We start from the raw sequence: 19595 nt of genomic DNA on the forward strand, positions 1-19595 counted from the left end.
TCATAAGCTCTAACAATCAATAAGACACGAGCAAGGCCGAGCCATCCTTGCCGAACTTCGGCTTCACGCCCAGCACCGCTGCGGTGCGGGCGATGATATCGCGCACCATCGGCGCTGCGGAGGTGCCGGCGAGTGCCGCGCCATTGCCCTTGTCCGTCTTCGGTTCATCGATAAAGGTCAACACCACATATTGCGGATCGTCGATCGGGAAAGCTGACAGGAAGGCGTTGAAGTTCTTGTCGCGGACATAGCGGCCATTTACGACCTTGTCCGCCGTGCCGGTCTTGCCGCCGACGTTGAAACCGTCGACGCGCGCATTACGGCCCGATCCGTTCACACCATTCCACTCGAACAGGAAACGCATGTCCTTGCTGGTGGTGGGTTTCAGAACCTGCTTGGCCACCAGATCGGCCTGTTCGCGGGTGCGCGGCAGGAAGGTCGGCTCGATCAGCTTGCCGCCATTAACGAGCGCCGCGCCGGCAACCGCCGTCTGCAGCGGCGTCGTCGAAACACCGTGACCGAAGGAAATGGTGATGGAGTTGATCTTCTTCCATTCACGCGGCTGCGATGGCAGCGCCACCTCCGGCAATTCGGTCTGCATGCGGGTCAAAAGCCCGAGCTTCGTCAGAAACTCCTTGTGGCCTTCGGTACCGACAGTGTCGGCGATCTTGGCCGTACCGATGTTGGACGAAAACTGGAAGATTTCCGGCACCGACAAAACGCGGTTCTTGCCATGGAAGTCCTTGATGGTGAAACCGCCGATCCGGATCGGATAACGGGCATCGAAACTGTCACCCAGACGCACACGACCCGAATCGAGGCCCATGGCGATGGTGAAGGACTTGAAGGTCGATCCCATTTCGAACGTGCCGTTCGACATGCGGTTGAGCCAGCCCTCCTTTGCGCCTTCGGCCGGGTTGTTCGGATCGTAATCCGGCACCGAGGCCATGGCGAGAACTTCACCCGTATGCACGTCCAGCACCACGGCGCCGGCGCCGATTGCCTGGAATTTGGCGATCGCGGAGGTTACGACCTCACGCACGATGGACTGCACGCGCAGATCGATCGAAAGTTTTACCGGCTCCAGCGGTTGATCGCTGGTCATGCCAAGTGCCGTCAGATCGGCAAGTCCCTGATTGTCGACATACCGCTCCATACCCGCCACGCCGCGATTGTCGATGTTCACATGACCGACGACATGGGCAGCCGTTGGCCCACCCGGATAGAACCGGCGTTTTTCCGGACGGAACCCCACACCGGGAATGCCGAGTGCGAGAATCTGGCTCTGCTGCTTGGGCGTCAACTGACGGCGCAGCCACTGGAAACGGGAATTGGAGGTGAGCTTCTGATAGGTGCCGCGCTGATCGAGATCAGGCAGAACGGTGCGCAGCTTCTCGATCGCCTCGTCGATATCGACGATGCGATGCGGCTCGGCAAACAGCGAGACGGTGCGGATGTCTGTGGCGAGAACCTCGCCATTGCGGTCGAGAAGGTCCGGGCGCGACGCCATCAACCGGTCTGCGGGCGCGATGCTCGAAACGGTTTCCTGTTCCGCCATGCCATATTGTACGAGACGCCCACCAACGACGGCATAAAAGGCCACGAAACCGAAAATGATCAGGCCAACCCGGCTTTTCGCCTGGGCAGCACGCTTCTTGCGGGCACCCTCGAAAGCCGCATGATCGGTATAAACACCGGTGGTGCTGGCGGAAAAATGAGCCTTGCTCTTCAAAACCATGACGCGGGAGAGAAAAGACATCAGCGGTTCACCGATCCTGTTATCGTGTCATCCATGTCATCGGTTTCATCACCGGCGACGGCGGAGACGGCCGAAGCCGCTGGGGGACGGGAAACGCGGGCCCTCGGCGTCGGAACCGGGGCGCCATTGGCGGCTATCTGGCCTGCCGGCGGCGATTTCTTTTTGGTGGCTGCGCCAAGCGTCGCGCCCGGCTTGGAACCGTTGACGGCGGCGGCAATCACATCCTCGACGCTCATGCCTTCCGGCTCAGGCGGCTGCGGCAGTTGCGAGCGCAGCATGGGCAGTTCACGCGGCTGCGCCAATTGCGTCGGCAGCGTCGGCGAAAGGCCAAGCTCGTCCTGATAGGCATTGACGAGGCGATGCAGACGATTCGGCTGCGTCAGGAGCGCCCAGTCGGCCCGCAACAGATCGATCGTATCCTTCTCGAGCTTGATTTCGGCCTCGAGCTTGCGGACCTCTTCGAGCTTCAGATCGGCCTTGTGTTTGATCGAATAGGTCACGACGGCCGCAGCAACCATGACCCCCATCAAGATGACATCGAAAGTGCGCAGCATATCAGCCTCCCATCTTTTCAAGGCTGGCGAGATCGGGAAGCTCGAAGATCGAAAAATCCGCCGCGCGCGCTGGCGCGGTCGTGCGCAGACCGGCCCGCAGCTTGGCTGAACGGGCACGCGGATTGAGCTCCGCCTCCGCGTCGCTGGCGGCGATCATCGGCTTGCCGATATTGTCGAAAATGGCCGGCTTGTCTTCGACCATCGGCAGATGCCGGGAACCGGCAGCCTTGCCGGAACGGTCGGAGAAGAATTTCTTGACGATGCGGTCTTCCAGCGAATGGAACGTGACGACAACCAGGCGACCACCGGGCTTCAGGGACCGCTCTGCAGCGAAAAGCGCCTGCGCCAACTCGCCGAGTTCATCATTGACGAAAACTCGAAGCGCCTGAAACACCCGAGTCGCGGGATGAATTTTGTCCTTCGCCTTGCGCGGCGTGACGATCTCGATGAGACCGGCGAGATCACGCGTGGTGCGGAAGGGCTCTTCCGCCCTCTTCTTCTCGATGGCGCGGGCAATGCGGCCCGGCTGCTTTTCCTCACCGAGAAAACCGAAGATGCGAATCAGATCGCCGACCTTGGCACGATTGACGACATCCGCCGCCGAAACGCCGGAGGCGGACATGCGCATATCAAGGGGACCGTTCTTCTGAAAGGAAAAACCGCGCTCTGCCTCGTCGATCTGCATGGAGGAAACGCCGATATCAAGTACGACGCCGTCAAGACCGCCCTCGGGCGCGTGCCTCGCCAGATCGGAAAATTGTGATTGAATGAGGTGTAACCTGCCGCCATTGGCGGCAACCATCGCCTGACCGCCAGCTATCGCGGTCGGATCGCGGTCGAGCGCGATGACGTTGGCACCCTGATCGAGAATGGCCTGGGTGTAGCCGCCGGCACCAAAAGTGCCATCAAGGATGATTTTTCCGGATGCGGGTTCAAGCGCGGCGATAACTTCGCGAAGCAGGACAGGGATGTGACGCTGAGGTCCGCCATCGGCATCAGAAGATCGCCCACCAGAATTCGCCGCCATTCCGTGTCCCCGTCCTATGCGGGGCGAGCAGCCGAAAAACCGCGCCCCGCTCTTGCTTCCGCCTGCGCGCCCAAAAACGCCTGCGGTTGCCAAAGCTGAAAATGATCCGCCCGTCCGACGAAGGTGACCTCGGTGGATATGCCGGTAAATTCCCGCACGAAATCCGTCACCATCAACCGACCTTCCTGGTCGAGCTTCATGAAGACACCGCCGCCGTGAACCAGCAGCGACATCGCGTTCGCTTGCGGCGAGAAGGCATCCATCGACGCAATCTGCCGCTCGTAGCGCTCCAGCAAATCCGGACCGCCGATACTGATTGCCGGGAAAGCGAAATCCTGAAGGCAATAAAGCTCCTGGATACCGCGCCTCACCAGCACCGAACGAAACGGAGACGGAACCGAAACGCGCCCCTTGGCGTCGATCCTGTTCGTCACGTTCGATAAAAAGCGGTCCATTACTCAACTCGCCCAAACCGCAATCCGCCAGGCGAACCATCCGCCCCACAGACAACACCGGTACGCACGACACATCACCAAGCGCCAGGGCAACATGCCCTGCAGCAGCCCCTTGCAGGCTCCTCACTCGTTTCAGCGATTGCGGGTCAAAAACACGACCCAGTGTGGTGTGTATTTGGGATATCATGGGACACTATGGGCGTCAATGGGAGAAGCCGGCACGATACCGACTTCGCATCGGAAATTCATAAGCCGTTAAGTTTAACGAATGGTTTACTTCGGGCGCACAGATGCGCTTTCACGGCACAAGAAAATGCGGTGAAATTGGCGTTTTTCTTTTTTGAAACAAGGAAATGGCTAGGCCGATGCCAAATACGCGCTTAATCCAGCCAATTGTCCAAATCGCGAGGGCCATAGACAATGGCGACAATGAAGATGCCGTAGGCCGTGGGTTCGTAAATGATAATGTAGCGCCCCTCGATCAAAATCCGCGCGGTGGGGCTCAACTCCGGTCGGCTTGCGCCCATGAAAGGATGGCCGGCGGCCAGTTCCACCTTGTCGAAGATTCGACGCAGCAATGCATCTGCAGCCGGTTCATTACGATGGGTAATATCACGCCAGATTTTGCGCAAATCTTCTTCAGCACCGAGGCTGAAAATATACTTAGCCACGCGAACGCGCGTCCGCTTTCAATTCGGCCAGAAACGCATCGGCCTTGATTTCGCGGCCTTCACCACTTGCCATACCGTCTTCGTAAGCCTTCTTGAGGTGGGCAATTTCAATCTGGCGAATTTCCTCACGCTGCTCGAGCAAACGGAGGCTGTCTCGCATGACTTCACTGGCGCTGGCATAGCGCCCACTTTCCACCAGTGCACGGACAAGACCTTCATAATGAGGACCAATATTGTAGCTGGATGGCATGGCAGCACCTTTCGTCAGACACATATTATCAGTTTTTGATAATCAGGCCAGCCAAAACCGAGGAAACAGACGAGGTTGCGCATCCTCGCCTCGCCACGCAAACCGCATTACAAACACGGGAAAATTCGCCAGTTGGCCTGTAAGCCGGGTTCTGTATGGCCCCGGTTTGACCCGGAACGTGGCAGCCATTCATCTGGGACGGCATTTGCATGCCGCCTCTCGCAACCCACCCGGATGACGGACCCGGAAACCGGCTGTAAACGGGCTTTCGCCCATCCCGTGTCATCCCTATTCGGTCTTGCTCCCGGTGGGGTTTACCTTGCCACCACTGTCACCAGCGGCGCGGTGGGCTCTTACCCCACCCTTTCACCCTTACCATGCAAAGCATGGCGGTTTGCTCTCTGTGGCACTTTCCCTGGGGTCACCCCCGCCGGACGTTATCCGGCACCGTATTTCCGTGGAGCCCGGACTTTCCTCACCTTACCGTCTTTCGACATTGGTAAAGCGCGGCTGCCCGGCCAACTGGCATGGGCTCCATAACCATGTTCCGGAGCGAAAGCCACCGAAAAGCGCAATCAAGGATCAAAGAAATGCCGGCGTGAAATCCGTTGTGAAAGCACGATCGGTGATTTTTCCATCCCGCAGCAGCGTGGCACCCAGCCGCCCGATCTCGTCGGAACTCTTCGCCGCGGTGCCATTGCCGCCGGTGAGAACCGCGATACGCGGTGAGGCGGTAAAACCGATGGCGGGATAACCACTCCGGGTTTTGGAGACGACGCAGGCGGCCATCGAGACACGCGAGAGATCGACGGAAGGCACCAGTGTTTCGACGATGGCCGACAGATGATCCCGTACGCTTTCACGTCCGCCGGACCGGAACCATTCCCGGATTTCCGGGTCGCTGCCGACCGCCTTGTCGTCGGGATCGCCGCCGATTTTGAGATAGAACTTGCCATCGGGATAACGCACCGGCGGCAAAAGATAGATATGTTTCGTGGTGTCGCGCGGCTCGTAGATCAGCGACGGCATGGCCGCATATTGCCCAAGATCGGCTTCATCAATCTCGAAGAAGGCGACGGTCCGCGCATAGACATTGAGCGCGACCGGCTGCGGCAGCAGGCCTTTCGTGATCGAGAAACCGCCGGCTGCCACCAGCACCCGGTCTGCCGTGTAAACCGCACCGGAAGCCGTCTGAACCGATGCCCGGCCATCCTCTTCCCGCGTCGAGACGACGATATCGTCGATCAGCGTGACGCCGGCCTTTTCCGCCAGAACCGCCTGTGCTTTCACCAGCGCGCGCGGATTGACGTATCCGGCATTGTCCCTTTCGAACACACCTTCGCAGCCCGGTTCGAAGGAGAAATAGGGAAACCGGCTTTTCAGGTTTTCGCCATCCAGCAATTCCGTCGAAACACCGAGCCGCGTCGCCGCTTTGGAAACATCATCGATAAAGGGATTGCCGCCGCCCCGCTGAGGCCCCACCATCAGGCAACCGACCGGCGCGTAAAATTCCACGCCGCTTCTCGCGGCAATATCGGCATAACGCGCAATCGAGCGGTTGGCGAGCAGCGCCCAGTCGGCATCACCATCGATGGTGCGGGTAATCCGCGCTTCATCATAGTGACTGGCGAAAACGCCCTGATGTGATTTGATATCGGCAGGTTCTCCGGGGCCGATCAGCGCCACGCCATCCACCGTTTCCGCCAGATGGCGGGCGGCGGCGGCGCCCATCATGCCGCGACCCACGACGATATAGTTGAAATGTCCCGACATGCTGCCCTCTTCATCCGCCCTGTTCAGTAGCAACCTTGTAGCCGCTTAATAGAAGGATGTCAGACGAAAACCGGCGACATTTCGGCCGCGAATTCATCCTCGGTCAGTTGACCACTCGCAAGCAGCACTGCGCCCAGCCGCCCGATCTCATCCGAAGACTTGGCGGAAACGAAATTGCCACCCGTCAGAACTGCGATATTGGAGGATTGTGTATAGCCTATATAGGGATAACCGCTGCGGGTAATGGATGCGACACAGGAGCCGGAAGTCACGGGGCAGCCGGCAAGTTCGGGCATCAGCGACAGGGCCTTCCTCGTCAGGAATTCCACCTCACCCGGTGTGCCGTCGGAATGGAACCAGTCCACCGCCTCGGCCAGTGTCTCAAGCCTGCCCTTCTCGCTTTCGCCGCCGATCTTCAGATAGACCTTGCCATCGGGATACCGCACCGGCGGCAGGATGTAGACGATGTCATCCTCCGTCTCCGCCAGCACGATGGTCGACGGCATGGCGCCGAATATCGCCTGCCTTGCGTCATCCAGTTCGAAAAATACGATGGTGCGACCGGTGGCCGCCATATCGACCGGGGAAGGCAAAAGCTCAGCCATGTTGGTGAAACCGCCTGCGGCCACGATGACCTTTTCAGCGGTATGAACAGTACCTTCCCGCGTTACCACCTCGACGCTGTGGGAGGTATCGCGAACATGCGCTGCGGTCTCGCGCACCAGATGCGTACCCTGCGCCCCGGCAATCGAGCACTGCGCCTTTACCAAGGCGCGGGGATTGATATGCCCGGCGTTACGGGCCTCGAAGCTGCCACCGTGATCGGCGGGCAGCGAGAACATCGGAAACCGGCCAGCCAGCGCGTCGGTGCCGAGCGTTTCCACACCAAGACCGAGACGGTTGGCAGAGGAGAGCGCCCGCGACACATAATCTCCGGCAAGCCCCTTGCCGTTCCCGGTGAACAGGCAGCCCGATTCGGTAAAGAAACGGATGCCGCTTTTGGCTTCGATCTCCGCATAACGGCGGATCGAACGTTGCGCCAGTTCCGCCCAGACCGGATCACCGTCAAACCCACGGGTGATGCGCGCTTCGTCGTAGTGGCTCGAAAACACGCCTTTATGGGTCTTGCGATCGGCGGGCTCGGCCGGCCCGATCAGCGCAACGCCATCCGTTTGCGCCGAAAGGTGCCGCGCCGCGGCCGCACCCATCATCCCGGCCCCGACCACGATATATTTGAAATCCGGCATGACATGCTCCGTATCAGATTTATTCCTGACTACAGCATGCCCGCACGAACCGGAATCGCTTTTCGCAAAAGCGTGGAGTGCTGTCGGATTTCCGGGCGGAAAAACCGGTTCAGCTTTTCCAGGCAATGCTTCCTGAAAAGATCCGCGCAGACCTCAGCTGGCCAGCAGCGCCTGCACCTTGCCACAATAACGCTTGGACACCGGGTTCATCCGTGTGGCGCCATGGCCGGCATTGTAACGCAGGATCGTGCTGCACACTTGGCCGCCGCCAAGCTGGTGGGCGGTCGCCAGATATTGCATGCCCCAGCGAATATTGGTCTCGGGATCGTAGAGCGCTTTTGTCGTGCCACGAAAGCCCATCATGCGCGCCGTTGCCGGCTTGATCTGCATCAGCCCGACCTCGCCTGCACTACCGCGAGCCTTGGGGTTGAACTTGCTTTCCACCGAAACCACGGCATGTGCCAGATTGGTGGGAACGCCATAACGCTTGGCATATTTGACGATCAGATCGGAATAGTCGTTCTTCAGCGACGCAGGCAGACTCTTTTCCGGAATGGGATAACCGGGCTTGCGGAAGAAGGTCTCCAGCGTCACGGTTTTGGTCTTCACGTCCTCGTCTTTGGCAAAAGCAATCCCCGCCTGTGAAGCGAGCATAACAACGCCCGCCGCAACAGCAACAACAACCCTGTTCATATGTAGAAAAAGTCTCCAGATCGGATGACTGAACCAATGAATCGACACAAATGTTCAGCGCCCGGAAAGTCGATCTCGACCTTCCGCAGTCCAGTCTCCTTGATTGATATTGACGGCTGGTTCCCCTGAAGAACGACACCGCATGCAGTGCTGTTCTTAAACTTCCTCAATGCGGATTAACTGTGGCACATCAAAAAAAGCGACTTGAACGCCCGGAAAACGGGGAACTATTTTCCAGAATTCGCGTTTAGGCGGCCGAAAATTTCGGCAGGCTGGCAATCAACCGGTGAAGCGTGTCGATGGTGGAAAAATCCGCGATGCCATCCACCAGAGCCGGGCGGAAATGCCGCTGGAAGGCAGCAACGGCACCTTCGGTCTTTTCGCAATAAGCGCCTGTTATTTCAACGCCATATCCATAAATGGACAGCATCGACTGAAGTGCTTCCACCGGCTGCCCATGGTCACCGCGCTGGAAAAAGCGCCCGCCGCGGATCGGCGCAGGCTCCACCCAGTGGCCGACACCGTTCTGCGACAGGATGTCCCACGGGAATTTTTCGCCCGGATCGACCTTGCGGACAGGCGCTACGTCCGAATGGGCAAGCACCCGTTCAGGCGCGATATTCCAGCGCTGGCCGCAATCGCGACACAATTCGATGACCGCAGCCACCTGTTTTCCAGGGAATTCCGGCAGGCCGCCAGGATGACCCTGATTGGCGATTTCGATGCCGATGGAGCGGGAATTGATGTCTTGATCCCCTGCCCAGGTGCTCTTGCCCGCATGCCAGGCGCGACGGCCTTCCGGCACCATCTGGATGACGCGGCCGTCCTCGAAGACGAAGTAGTGGCTGGAGACCTGGCTTTCGGGGTTGCGGAGCCACGACAGCGCGCCGTCCGCCGTCGTCATGCCGGTATAATGTAGAAGAATGATATCGGGACCGGCCACATCAAGTCTTTCGCCATGGTTAGGGGACGGCGCAACGGCTGCGCCCGGAAAATCCGGGGTAAAATCCGGCAGACATTCACTCATGCGACGCGGCGTTCTTTCTCGATGGCCGCATAGGCGGCATTGAGAGCCGCCATACGCTCATTGGCGGCAGCATGCAATTCCATCGGCACGCCGCGCGCAATCAGCTTGTCGGGATGGTGTTCGGCAACCAGCGAACGGTAACGCTTGCGAATATCCAGGAAGTCGTCCGAGGGCGAAACGCCAAGCACGCGATAAGGATCGCGTCCGTCCATATGGACATGCCGCGCCATGATCGTTTCGAAGTGGTCTTCGGTGATATGGAATATCTCGGCGATACGGCCAAGGAAGGCCAGTTCCCGCTCGTGGATCAGCCCATCGGCCTTGGCGATATGGAACAGTCCGTCGATGACGCTTTCCAGCATCTCGCAATTGTCGTGCCCGGAACCGCAAAGACCGGCCAGCCGCTCGGCATAGGCTTCGTAACCGGCAACGTCCTGACGGGCGAGATTGTAAAGACGGGCAACGTTTCGCGCTTCTTCTTCGGGGAAATCGAAGATTTGCCGGAAGGCGCGCACCTCGGCGTCGTTAACGACGCCATCAGCCTTCGCCATCTTGGCGGAGAGTGCGATAATCGCTACGGAAAAGGAAACCTTGCGCCGCGTCTCCGGGTCCCCCTCAAAGAGGGTGCGGATGGCTTCAACCACGCGCCCAAGCGCACCACCTGCCGCGTCGCCGATTGCGCCGAGCAGCCGCTCCCACAGGGATGAAATTTGCAGACAGGCAAAATCGAACATCATGCCGTCAAGCATGACGGGATATTGCCGTGAATGCAATATGTCCGGCAGTGCGGCGGCATTAACTTTTATTCATCTTTGCGACAGTTTTGCTTCAGGAACAAGAGCGGGGCAAACAGCACGCCCGGGGTTTTCCACAGGTGCCGCAAGCGGATACAGGCAGCTGGTGGCCTCGATGCGGATTGAAACGATTATATTCGGTCAGTTTCCTCAAGCCGCTGAAAAGCCGCGAGAAATCGGCGTTTTTCTTGATAAATTCACTTTACACCTACACGCGGCTGTCGCATCCATTTGCCAGACATGTCTTTGAGTTTATGCAAAAAGGAGAGCCATGATGGCCAAACAGAAAGTCGCAATGCTGACCGCGGGTGGCCTTGCGCCCTGTCTCTCTTCGGCCGTCGGCGGCCTGATCGAGCGCTATAGCGACATTGCGCCTGAAATCGACATCGTGGCCTATCGCTCCGGTTATCAGGGCGTGCTTCTGGGCGATCGCATCGAGATCACCAGGGACATGCGTGAGAAGGCCCCGTTGCTGCACCGTTATGGCGGCTCGCCGATCGGCAACAGCCGCGTCAAGCTTACCAATGCCGCCGATTGCGCCAAGCGCGGCCTGGTCAAGGAAGGCGACAATCCGCTTCGCGTCGCCGCCGAACGGCTGGCCGCTGACGGCATCACCATTCTCCACACCATCGGCGGTGACGACACCAATACGACGGCCGCGGACCTCGCCGCCTATCTCGGCGCAAATGGTTACGACCTCACCGTCGTCGGCCTGCCGAAGACCGTCGACAATGACGTGGTGCCGATCAAACAGTCTCTCGGCGCCTGGACCGCTGCCGAAGTTGGCGCGTCGTTCTTCGACAATGTCAGCAACGAACAGAGCGCTGCGCCGAAAACTTTCGTCATCCATGAAGTGATGGGTCGACATTGCGGCTGGCTGACGGCGGCAACCGCCCGCGCCTATATCCAGAAGACCAGCGGCAATGAATATGTCGAAGGCCTGATGATGAACACGCAGATGAAGAACATCGACGGCATCTACCTGCCGGAAATGGCTTTCGACATAGAGGCGGAAGCCGAGCGCCTGAAGGAGATCATGGACAGACACGGCTACGTTACGCTGTTCGTTTCCGAAGGTGCCGGCCTGGATTCGATCGTTGCCGAACGGGAAGCCTCGGGCGAAGCCGTCAAGCGCGACGCCTTCGGCCATGTGAAGATCGACACCATCAACGTCGGTGGCTGGTTCCAGAAGCAATTCGCCGGCCTCATCGGCGCCGAACGCTCCATGGTGCAGAAGTCAGGCTACTTCGCCCGCTCCGCGCCCGCCAATGGCGATGATCTGCGCCTCATTCAGGGCATGGTCGATCTCGCCGTCGAAAGCGCGCTCAACAAGGTCTCCGGCGTCACCGGCCATGACGAAGACCAGAACGGCAAATTGCGGACCATCGAGTTTCCGCGTATCAAGGGTGGAAAGCATTTCGACCTTTCTGCAAAATGGTTTACCGAAGTGATGGAACACGTCGGTCAACCGTTCACAGCGGCCTAATTTTACGATAGGCTAATTAATGCGGTGACAGGGAGGGCAAGGAGGAAGAGAATGTCTGGACAGGCCTGGCTGATTTTTTGTGCAGCATGTGCCGTTGTGTTCGCACTTCCCTCCCCACTTGTATTCTCTGTCGCCTCCTATGCCGCCATCCGCGGCAAAAAAACCATCTTCGCCTCCGTCAGCGGCGGGGCGCTCGGCATCGTCACGGCCATGACGATTTCGGCCATTCCAGTGGCCGGTCTGGCTTATCTGCCGCAATCCTTCTTAGGCATAGTGCAATGGGCCGGCATCGGCTGGCTGATGCTGTTCCTGTTGTGGACTTTTGCGACACCCGCCGCCCAGGCGGCCAATGCCGATAACGACAATCTGCCGGGCAAATCATGGAGCGGCATTTTCCGCGATTGTTACGCCATTGCCGCGTTGCGCCCGCGTTACTTCACATTCTTTCTGGCGCTGTTGCCGCAATTCATTTCCACCTCTGGTAACGCCGTGGAAACGCTGGCGGTGGCGCAGGCCGCAATCCTGCTTCTGGCACTTGCCGTTCTCACCGCACAGGCGCTGTTTGCCGGCTCAACGCTGGCGCTGGTGCGCCGCATGTCGGGCGAGAAAAAAATCCGGCCAAAGTACCGCACGCACTTCATTTCCGGCCGCGCCGTCAGCGCCGGTTACAGGCGCATTGCAGCCTGAAAAACCGCGATGCCACGTCCCGGCTTGCCGCTATCCTTACAATAGGTTAATGAAGGCTCGACGGGACACTGCCTGCTTCGCTTGACGCGGGGGTATCGAGAGACAGGCATAACGAAGGCGGCAACATGCGAAATTCGGGCAAATTCCGCGGAAGAAGTGCACTTCTTCTGTCTTCCACCGTGGGTCTGGCATTGGCATTAAGCGGCTGTACCAGCGTCGAATATACCGCGAAGGAAGGTCCGAACGGCCCGAAAATCGCAACAGTCAACCCCGCGACCGCACCCGCCCAGGCATCGACGCAGACGGCAGCAGCCGAAACGGTACCCGGCGCAACAGCCGCCACACCGGCGACCCAGACCGCTGATGCGGCAACCTCTTCCCAGCCTGCAGCACTTCCCACCGCAGTCGCCGTCAAGGGCGGACGCGTGGCCCTGCCGCCGGCCTCTGAAATCGCAGCGGCCGCCGCGATCAGCGCGCAGATGCAGCCGCAGCAGAATGAAATGGCTCAAGCTGCGGTGATGACATCCGCGCCGACCACGGTCGCGGCTCTCGCACCGACAGGCGTCACTCCGGCAGCAGCCGCGATTGAAACCGCTGGTGCAGCGGCACAGCCGACCATCCACAATGCCGCAGCCGATCTGCCGCAGGTCGTTGCCGTGAAGGGCAGCTTCCCGCCCGCGCCGCCGCCGCCCGGCTCGCCCTCCATCGGCACCGAATTGACGGCGGAGCGGAAAGTCATTCCGCTGCCGAAGCCCGACAGCACGGTTCTCGCCTACGCCTCCGGCCCCACCAACGCTGCCCTTGCCGCCATCCGGCAGAACGAAGCGATGACGACGCCGCTCAAAGCGGCACCGGCCGGGCGCGAAAAGCTGAGCGGGCTGATTTCCAAATATGCCGTCATGTATAATGTGCCGGAAGATCTGGTTCACCGCGTGGTGCAGCGTGAAAGCATGTATAATCCCGGCGCTTATAACAGCGGCAACTTCGGCCTGATGCAGATCAGGCACGCCACGGCCCGCTCCATGGGCTTTGATGGCCCTGCCTCCGGTCTGTTCGATGCCGAAACCAACCTAAAATACGCCGTCAAATATCTGAGCGGCGCATGGGTGGTGGCCGATAACAACCGCGACAACGCGGTCCGTCTTTATGCCCGCGGTTATTATTACGATGCCAAGCGCAAGGGCATGCTGCACGTTCTGCGGAAGTAATAGCTCCGGCTGCATTGAGAATGCCGCCTGAATTCATTCGGCTTCTCGAGGCCGGCGACAAAAGCGCCTGAAATTTTCTCTCCGTCATCCTCGGGTCAAGCCCGAGAATGACGTCGTGTGTAACGAGGTCCCGCTCGCAACGTAGACGCCGATGGTTTCCCACAGTCTCTTTGATTCGTTGCTTTCACCCACAGCCCCTGTCATCAAACTGTAGCGTCACGGCTGTAGACGCCTCTCAATCGACTGAGAGGTGAACATATGACGAGTGCGGCACCCAAGACCGGCTTCAGCAAAAACACGAAACTGAAGTCCGCATTGCTCCAGCACAAGGCACTCTCGAAAAGCGGCCTTTCCGAACGGTTCTTCGGAGTTCTTTTTTCCGGTCTCGTTTATCCGCAAATCTGGGAAGACCCGGAAATCGACATGGAAGCGATGGAGCTTGGCGAAGGCCACCGTGTCGTCACCATCGGTTCGGGCGGCTGTAACATGCTGGCCTATCTCTCTCGCAACCCTGCCAGCATCGATGTCGTGGATTTGAACCCGCATCATATTGCCCTCAACAAGCTGAAGCTTGCAGCCTTCCGCCACCTGCCCGCCCATCAGGACGTCGTGCGCCACTTCGGCCGCGCCAATACGCGCAGCAACAGCCATGGCTACGACCGCTTCATCGCCGACCATCTCGATGATACGACCAAGGCCTACTGGTCGAAGCGCACCCTCTCCGGCCGCCGCCGGATTTCGGTGTTCGACCGGAACATCTATCGCACCGGCCTGCTCGGCCGTTTCATAGGCGCCGGCCATCTGATGGCGCGCCTGCACGGCGTAAAACTCACCGAAATGGCCAAGACCCGCACGCTGGACGAACAACGCCAGTTTTTCGACAGCAAGGTCGCCCCCCTGTTCGACAAGCCGGTGGTGCGCTGGCTGACGAAGCGCAAAAGCTCGCTCTTCGGCCTCGGTATTCCGCCCCGTCAATATGACGAACTGGCGAGCCTTTCCTCTAACGGCACGGTTGCCGCCGTGCTCAAGGAGCGGCTGGAAAAGCTTGCCTGCAACTTCCCGCTCAGCGACAATTATTTCGCCTGGCAGGCCTTTGCGCGCCGTTATCCCGAGCCGCATGAAGGCGCCCTGCCCGCCTATCTGAAGCCGGAATATTACGAGACGATCCGCAACAATACCGCCCGTGTCGCTGTGCACCACGCCACCTATACCGAGCTTCTTTCCAAAAAGCCGGCAAGCGGGGTTGATCGCTACATTCTCCTCGACGCGCAGGATTGGATGACAGACGGGCAGCTCAACGAATTGTGGTCACAGATCAGTCGCACCGCCGCTCCCGGCGCACGCGTCATCTTCCGCACCGCTGCCGAAAAGAGCGTTATCGAAGGCCGGCTCTCCACCGACATCCGCAACCAGTGGGTCTATCTCGAAGAGCGCTCGCAAGAGCTGAACGCCATGGATCGATCGGCCATTTACGGCGGTTTCCATATCTACCAGAGGGCTATGGCATGAAAACCATCGGCGAGAATGTGGGTCTTGCAGACAGCGCGCATGCGGGCCTGATGGACCGCATGTATCGCCACCAGCGGCATATCTACGATATGACCCGTAAATATTATCTTCTGGGCCGCGACAGGACCATTTCCGGTCTCGATGTGCCCAATGGCGGCACGCTGCTCGAAGTCGGCTGTGGCACCGGCCGTAATCTGCTTTTGGCCAGCCGGAAATTTCCGCATGCGAAACTCTTCGGCCTCGATATTTCATCCGAAATGCTGCTGACCGCATCGGAAAACTTTGCCGGCAAGGCCGAGCGTCCCATTCTGCGTGTCGCCGATGCCACCGCCTTCCGCGCCGCTGAATTCGGCCAGCCCGACGGTTTCGATCGCGTCATGATCCCCTATGCACTCTCCATGATACCGGAGTGGGAAAAGGCGATCGAACAGGCGCTCATGGCGCTCAAACCCGGCGGCTCCCTGCATATTGTCGATTTTGGCCAGCAGGAACAATTGCCGAAGTGGTTCCGCAGCCTTCTGCAGGCGTGGCTCACCCGCTTCCACGTCACGCCGCGCGCCAATCTTCGTTATATCATGGCGAATATGGCTGGCCGCTTTGACGGTAATCTTGAATTCGAAGAGATCGCCCGCGGTTACGCATGGCGGGCCGTCATCACGCTTCCGGTCGCCGAAGTGCAGCCGAAAATCAGCCGGATGCTGGCGGACGCCTGATTCTCGAAAGAGATTCCGGCACCTTGGCAAGAGAAGGTGTGGCCCCGCCAACGCGACTTCCCCTTTGCGGCGCTTTGCCGTTATTCCCGCCACCGCACCACAAATCGCTTCGAATACAGCGACTTGCGAAGCCTAAAAGGGCCGTTGCCCCTTGCCATATCAGTTTGTTTACCATGTTATGGGTAAATCGGGAGATGCGCCGCACCATGTTGCGGCTGCGGGATGGGCAACAACACTTTCATCAGGGTTCCAATGCGGCTGCGTTTATCGGCACTATTGTCGGCTTTGCTATTGATCGGCGGCTGCACGTCCACGAGTTACGACCTGCTTGAAACCGCGTCCGTTTCCAAGCCGAAATTCGCCGATACCGACCCGCAGGATTTCGGCATGAACAACCCGCATCGCCACGAGGTGCACGGTATCGACGTGTCCAAATGGAATGGCGATGTCGACTGGCAGACCGTGCGCAAGTCAGGCGTTTCCTTCGTCTTCATCAAGGCGACGGAAGGATCGGACCGCATCGATCCGAAATTCGGCGACCATTGGCGCAGCGCCGCAGCGGCGGATATCCTCCACGCGCCCTATCACTTCTATTATTTCTGCTCAACGGCCGATGCCCAGGCCGACTGGTTCATTCGCAACGTGCCGAAGGAAGCCGTCACCCTGCCGCCGGTTCTCGACGTCGAATGGAACCCCGCCTCCCCCACCTGCAAGACAAGGCCCGCCCCCGGCATCGTGCGTGCCGAGATGCAGCGTTTCCTTGATCGCCTGGAGGCGCATTACGGCAAGCGCCCGATCATCTACACGTCGGTAGATTTCCACCGCGACAATCTCGTCGGCCAGTTCAAGAATTACCATTTCTGGGTGCGCTCCGTCGCAGCCCATCCGGCCAAGATCTACGAAGAACGCCAATGGGCCTTCTGGCAATATACGGCAACCGGCGTTGTGCCCGGCGTAAACGGCCCGACCGACATCAATGTTTTTGCCGGCAGCGAGAAAAACTGGCGGAAATGGGTCGCTTCCGCCAAATAAACACGGCCAAGAAGCAACACATTCGAAAAAACCGCGTTCTCTCCTGTCGTCTGGCTGCGAGACCCGTTTTTTTGTCGCAAACATATGGGTAAAGCGGGCCTACAACCCATTGAGGAAATTCCCATGTCTACCTTCCGGTCGCGCAGCATCATTTTTGCCGCCGCTTTGTCGCTCCTTTCCACTGGCTCCGCCCTTGCCACTCCGCCCGTTGCCTCGCCTGACGATCCCAAGCAGGTCGCCTGCGGCGGTGATCTCGGGGCATTTCTCGAGGGCGTGAAAGCCGATGCGCTGGCCAAGGGCATTCCGGCCGACGCGATCCAGAAGGCGCTTGCCGGCGCCCAGATCGATCCGAAAGTGCTTTCGCGTGACCGGGCACAGGGCGTCTTCCGCCAGACCTTCCTGGAATTCTCCCAGCGCACCGTCAGCCAGGCCCGTCTGGATATCGGCCGCAGGAAGCTGCAGGAGCTCTCCTCCACCTTCGCCCGCGCCGAAAGTGAATATGGCGTACCGGCTGGCGTCATCGCCGCTTTCTGGGCCATGGAAACCGATTTCGGCGCCGTCCAGGGTGACTTCAACACCCGCAACGCGCTGGTGACCCTCTCACATGATTGCCGCCGCCCGGAACTTTTCCGTCCGCAGCTGCTGGCGCTCATTGAAATGGTTCAGCATGGCGATCTCGACCCTGCCGCCAACACTGGCGCATGGGCCGGTGAAATCGGCCAGGTGCAGATGCTGCCCAAGGACATCATTGCTTTCGGCGTTGACGGTGATGGCAACGGCCACATCAACGTCAAGGATAGCGCCCCGGATGCCATCCTGACGGCTGCGAAATTCATCCAGCATCTCGGCTTCAAGAAGGGCGAGCCGTGGATTCAGGAAGTCTCCCTGCCGGAGAACCTGCCATGGGAAAAATCCGGCCTCGGCGGTCCGCTCACCGCCGGTGAATGGTTCGCGCTTGGCGTGACGCCGCGTGACGGCAACAAAAACTTTGCCTCCCTGCCCGCAGCGCTCATCATGCCTCAGGGCCGCAAGGGGCCGACCTTCATCACCTATCCGAATTTCAACATCTATCTGGAATGGAACCAGTCGTTCATCTACACGACTTCGGCCGCCTATTTCGCCACCCGCCTGATGGGTTCTCCCGTCTACAACAAGGGCAATCCCGAGCCGGGCTTCGATGACGCGACGATGAAGCAACTTCAGACCAAGCTTGAGGCTCGCGGGCACAATGTCGGCAAGGTCGATGGCATTCTGGGTTCCGGCACCCGTGTCGCCATCCAGAAGGAACAGCAGCGCCTCGGCATGCCCGCGGATGGCTGGCCGTCAGCCGCACTTCTGCAGGCGCTTTAAGCAATCTTAACGACGCCGTCGGGCCTTTAATCTGTCCGACGGAATCAAGGCGAAATCGTTAATCTCGACTGGATGACTGGGGATAACACCCCGGTCATTTACTTTTTTTAAACGTATGAAGCACTGCGTGAAAGAGAAATAATCTTTTATTTTCAGATAATTACAGAATCTTCTTTTTTATGCCGCCTCAAAGCGTGCTGCACTGCATCACAGAAACCGCTTTTCAACTGCCACAAAACGGTCATATTATCGAACCTGTCAACAACAGGAGGCACCCATGGGACTTACAAAATCTCTCAATGCCTTGGCAGTCGGTTTGGCGTTTTTGTTCGTAGCGATGATGCTTTTCATCTGACGAGACGTGAAGACCAAACGCAGATAAGAACCGTAGATGACACGAATTTAAAAAGCGCAGATCCTTTCGGGTCTGCGCTTTTTTCATGTCGAAAATAGAGTTTTTAAAAATCAGGCGGCGCTGCGGCGCAGACGTTCCAGCCCGAGATTTTCCAGCACCGCTTCAACCAGCGGCGCGCGGTTCATGGTGTAGAGATGGAATTCGTTCACGCCGCGCCGCTGCAGATCGGCGATCTGCTCGGCAGCAACTTCGGCAGCCACGCGAGCGCGCCCTTCAAGGTCTTCATCATAACCTTCGAAACGCTCATCCAGAAAACCGGGAACGCTGGTGCCGCAACGACCGGCAAAACGCTTGAGCTGGGTAAGGTTCTGGATCGGCATGATGCCCGGCACCACCGGAATGGTGATACCAGCCGCCGTCACCCGCTCCATATAACGTTCGAACACGTCATTATCGAAGAAGAACTGCGTCAGCGCGCGGGTCGCGCCATTATCCGCCTTGCGCTTCAGCATGTCGATATCAACCGCCTCGCTTGCGCTTTCAGGATGCTTCTCCGGATAGGCCGATACGGAAATCTCGAAATCGCCGATCTCGCGCAGGCCCTTCACCAGTGCAGCAGCGTTTTCATAACCTTCCGGATGCGGCTTGTACGCCGTACCGATGCCGGTGGAGGGATCGCCGCGCAGCGCCACGAAATGGCGAACGCCGGCATTGCGAAACTCTTCGACAACCTGATGCACATCGTCACGGCTGGCATCCACGCAGGTCAGATGCGCAGCTGTCGGCAGATGGCTGTCGCCGATCATCCGGCGCACCGCATCCAGCGTCGGCGCCTTGGTGGAACCGCCCGCGCCATAGGTGACGGACACGAAATCCGGGTTCCATTTTTTCAGCTCGGCAACCGTTTCCCAGAGATGGGTCTCCATCTCGGCATTTTTGGGCGGGAAAAACTCGAAAGATAACCGGATATCGCCATCACGGCGCGCGGTTTCCGACCTCAACATA

At 59.0% G+C, this 19595-nt stretch carries 20 protein-coding genes and 1 other RNA gene; 8 read left to right on the forward strand and 13 right to left on the reverse strand.

What is annotated here, in order from left to right; all coding sequences use genetic code 11:
- Window positions 1-16: 16 nt before the first annotated feature.
- The 12 genes from QSV77_RS08715 to QSV77_RS08770 form a co-directional block, all read right to left on the reverse strand.
- Window positions 17-1759: a penicillin-binding protein 2 gene (locus QSV77_RS08715; RefSeq protein WP_142840277.1), complete on the reverse strand. Its 1743-nt coding sequence runs from the start codon at window positions 1757-1759 to the stop codon at window positions 17-19.
- Window positions 1759-2313, reverse strand: a complete 555-nt coding sequence (locus QSV77_RS08720) for a hypothetical protein (protein ID WP_271362167.1) — start codon at window positions 2311-2313, stop codon at window positions 1759-1761. Before QSV77_RS08720 ends, QSV77_RS08715 begins: the two co-directional genes overlap by 1 nt.
- Before the next feature lies 1 nt (window position 2314).
- Window positions 2315-3340: a 16S rRNA (cytosine(1402)-N(4))-methyltransferase RsmH gene (gene rsmH, locus QSV77_RS08725; protein WP_302733157.1), complete on the reverse strand. Its 1026-nt coding sequence runs from the start codon at window positions 3338-3340 to the stop codon at window positions 2315-2317.
- Between the two features lie 14 nt (window positions 3341-3354).
- Window positions 3355-3795: a division/cell wall cluster transcriptional repressor MraZ gene (gene mraZ, locus QSV77_RS08730; protein ID WP_142840279.1), complete on the reverse strand. Its 441-nt coding sequence runs from the start codon at window positions 3793-3795 to the stop codon at window positions 3355-3357.
- 380 nt (window positions 3796-4175) lie between these two features.
- On the reverse strand, window positions 4176-4466 hold the full coding sequence (locus tag QSV77_RS08735) for a type II toxin-antitoxin system RelE/ParE family toxin (RefSeq protein WP_302733159.1): 291 nt from the start codon (window positions 4464-4466) through the stop codon (window positions 4176-4178).
- Window positions 4459-4716: a type II toxin-antitoxin system ParD family antitoxin gene (locus QSV77_RS08740; RefSeq protein WP_302733160.1), complete on the reverse strand. Its 258-nt coding sequence runs from the start codon at window positions 4714-4716 to the stop codon at window positions 4459-4461. Before QSV77_RS08740 ends, QSV77_RS08735 begins: the two co-directional genes overlap by 8 nt.
- A 124-nt stretch (window positions 4717-4840) precedes the next feature.
- Window positions 4841-5242: RNase P RNA component class A (gene rnpB, locus QSV77_RS08745), an RNA gene on the reverse strand.
- A gap of 56 nt (window positions 5243-5298) precedes the next feature.
- Window positions 5299-6489, reverse strand: coding sequence for an FAD-binding oxidoreductase (locus tag QSV77_RS08750; RefSeq protein ID WP_302733161.1), 1191 nt, complete (start codon window positions 6487-6489; stop codon window positions 5299-5301).
- Between the two features lie 59 nt (window positions 6490-6548).
- Window positions 6549-7736, reverse strand: coding sequence for an FAD-binding oxidoreductase (locus QSV77_RS08755; protein WP_302733162.1), 1188 nt, complete (start codon window positions 7734-7736; stop codon window positions 6549-6551).
- 153 nt (window positions 7737-7889) lie between these two features.
- The gene (locus tag QSV77_RS08760; RefSeq protein ID WP_302733163.1) at window positions 7890-8429 is read right to left on the reverse strand and encodes a lytic transglycosylase domain-containing protein; all 540 of its coding nucleotides are present in this window, start codon (window positions 8427-8429) and stop codon (window positions 7890-7892) included.
- 247 nt (window positions 8430-8676) lie between these two features.
- Window positions 8677-9456 (reverse strand): N-acetylmuramoyl-L-alanine amidase, encoded by a 780-nt coding sequence (locus tag QSV77_RS08765; protein WP_302733164.1) that lies wholly within the window; start codon window positions 9454-9456, stop codon window positions 8677-8679.
- Window positions 9453-10193 carry a DnaJ family molecular chaperone gene (locus QSV77_RS08770; protein ID WP_035220735.1) on the reverse strand — a complete coding sequence of 247 codons (741 nt, stop codon included), beginning with the start codon at window positions 10191-10193 and terminating at the stop codon, window positions 9453-9455. The genes QSV77_RS08765 and QSV77_RS08770 overlap by 4 nt, the downstream gene beginning before the upstream one ends.
- 37 nt (window positions 10194-10230) lie before the next feature.
- On the opposite strand from QSV77_RS08770, the gene QSV77_RS08775 reads away from it, so the two are divergent.
- From QSV77_RS08775 to QSV77_RS08810, 8 genes are all read left to right on the forward strand, one after another.
- Window positions 10231-10500 carry a hypothetical protein gene (locus QSV77_RS08775; RefSeq protein WP_269703200.1) on the forward strand — a complete coding sequence of 90 codons (270 nt, stop codon included), beginning with the start codon at window positions 10231-10233 and terminating at the stop codon, window positions 10498-10500.
- A gap of 24 nt (window positions 10501-10524) precedes the next feature.
- Window positions 10525-11736 carry a pyrophosphate--fructose-6-phosphate 1-phosphotransferase gene (locus QSV77_RS08780; RefSeq protein ID WP_302733165.1) on the forward strand — a complete coding sequence of 404 codons (1212 nt, stop codon included), beginning with the start codon at window positions 10525-10527 and terminating at the stop codon, window positions 11734-11736.
- Between the two features lie 51 nt (window positions 11737-11787).
- Window positions 11788-12423, forward strand: a complete 636-nt coding sequence (locus QSV77_RS08785; RefSeq protein WP_269703204.1) for a LysE family translocator — start codon at window positions 11788-11790, stop codon at window positions 12421-12423.
- Between the two features lie 125 nt (window positions 12424-12548).
- Entirely contained in the window at window positions 12549-13631 is a 1083-nt protein-coding gene (locus QSV77_RS08790) for a lytic transglycosylase domain-containing protein (protein ID WP_302733166.1), read from the forward strand.
- Window positions 13632-13889: 258 nt separating this feature from the next.
- Window positions 13890-15140 carry a DUF3419 family protein gene (locus QSV77_RS08795; RefSeq protein WP_046798044.1) on the forward strand — a complete coding sequence of 417 codons (1251 nt, stop codon included), beginning with the start codon at window positions 13890-13892 and terminating at the stop codon, window positions 15138-15140.
- On the forward strand, window positions 15137-15853 hold the full coding sequence (locus tag QSV77_RS08800; protein WP_302733168.1) for a class I SAM-dependent methyltransferase: 717 nt from the start codon (window positions 15137-15139) through the stop codon (window positions 15851-15853). Before QSV77_RS08795 ends, QSV77_RS08800 begins: the two co-directional genes overlap by 4 nt.
- A gap of 252 nt (window positions 15854-16105) precedes the next feature.
- Window positions 16106-16885, forward strand: a complete 780-nt coding sequence (locus QSV77_RS08805; protein ID WP_142840289.1) for a GH25 family lysozyme — start codon at window positions 16106-16108, stop codon at window positions 16883-16885.
- A 123-nt stretch (window positions 16886-17008) separates the two neighbouring features.
- Window positions 17009-18235, forward strand: coding sequence for a lytic murein transglycosylase (locus tag QSV77_RS08810; protein ID WP_046798042.1), 1227 nt, complete (start codon window positions 17009-17011; stop codon window positions 18233-18235).
- Between the two features lie 465 nt (window positions 18236-18700).
- Here the strand turns inward: QSV77_RS08810 and metF are convergent, their stop codons facing one another.
- Entirely contained in the window at window positions 18701-19594 is an 894-nt protein-coding gene (metF, locus tag QSV77_RS08815; RefSeq protein ID WP_161991240.1) for a methylenetetrahydrofolate reductase [NAD(P)H], read from the reverse strand.
- Window position 19595 lies beyond the last annotated feature (1 nt).

It is taken from the genome of Agrobacterium sp. V1, assembly GCF_030518355.1.
Taxonomy (GTDB): domain Bacteria; phylum Pseudomonadota; class Alphaproteobacteria; order Rhizobiales; family Rhizobiaceae; genus Agrobacterium; species Agrobacterium cucumeris.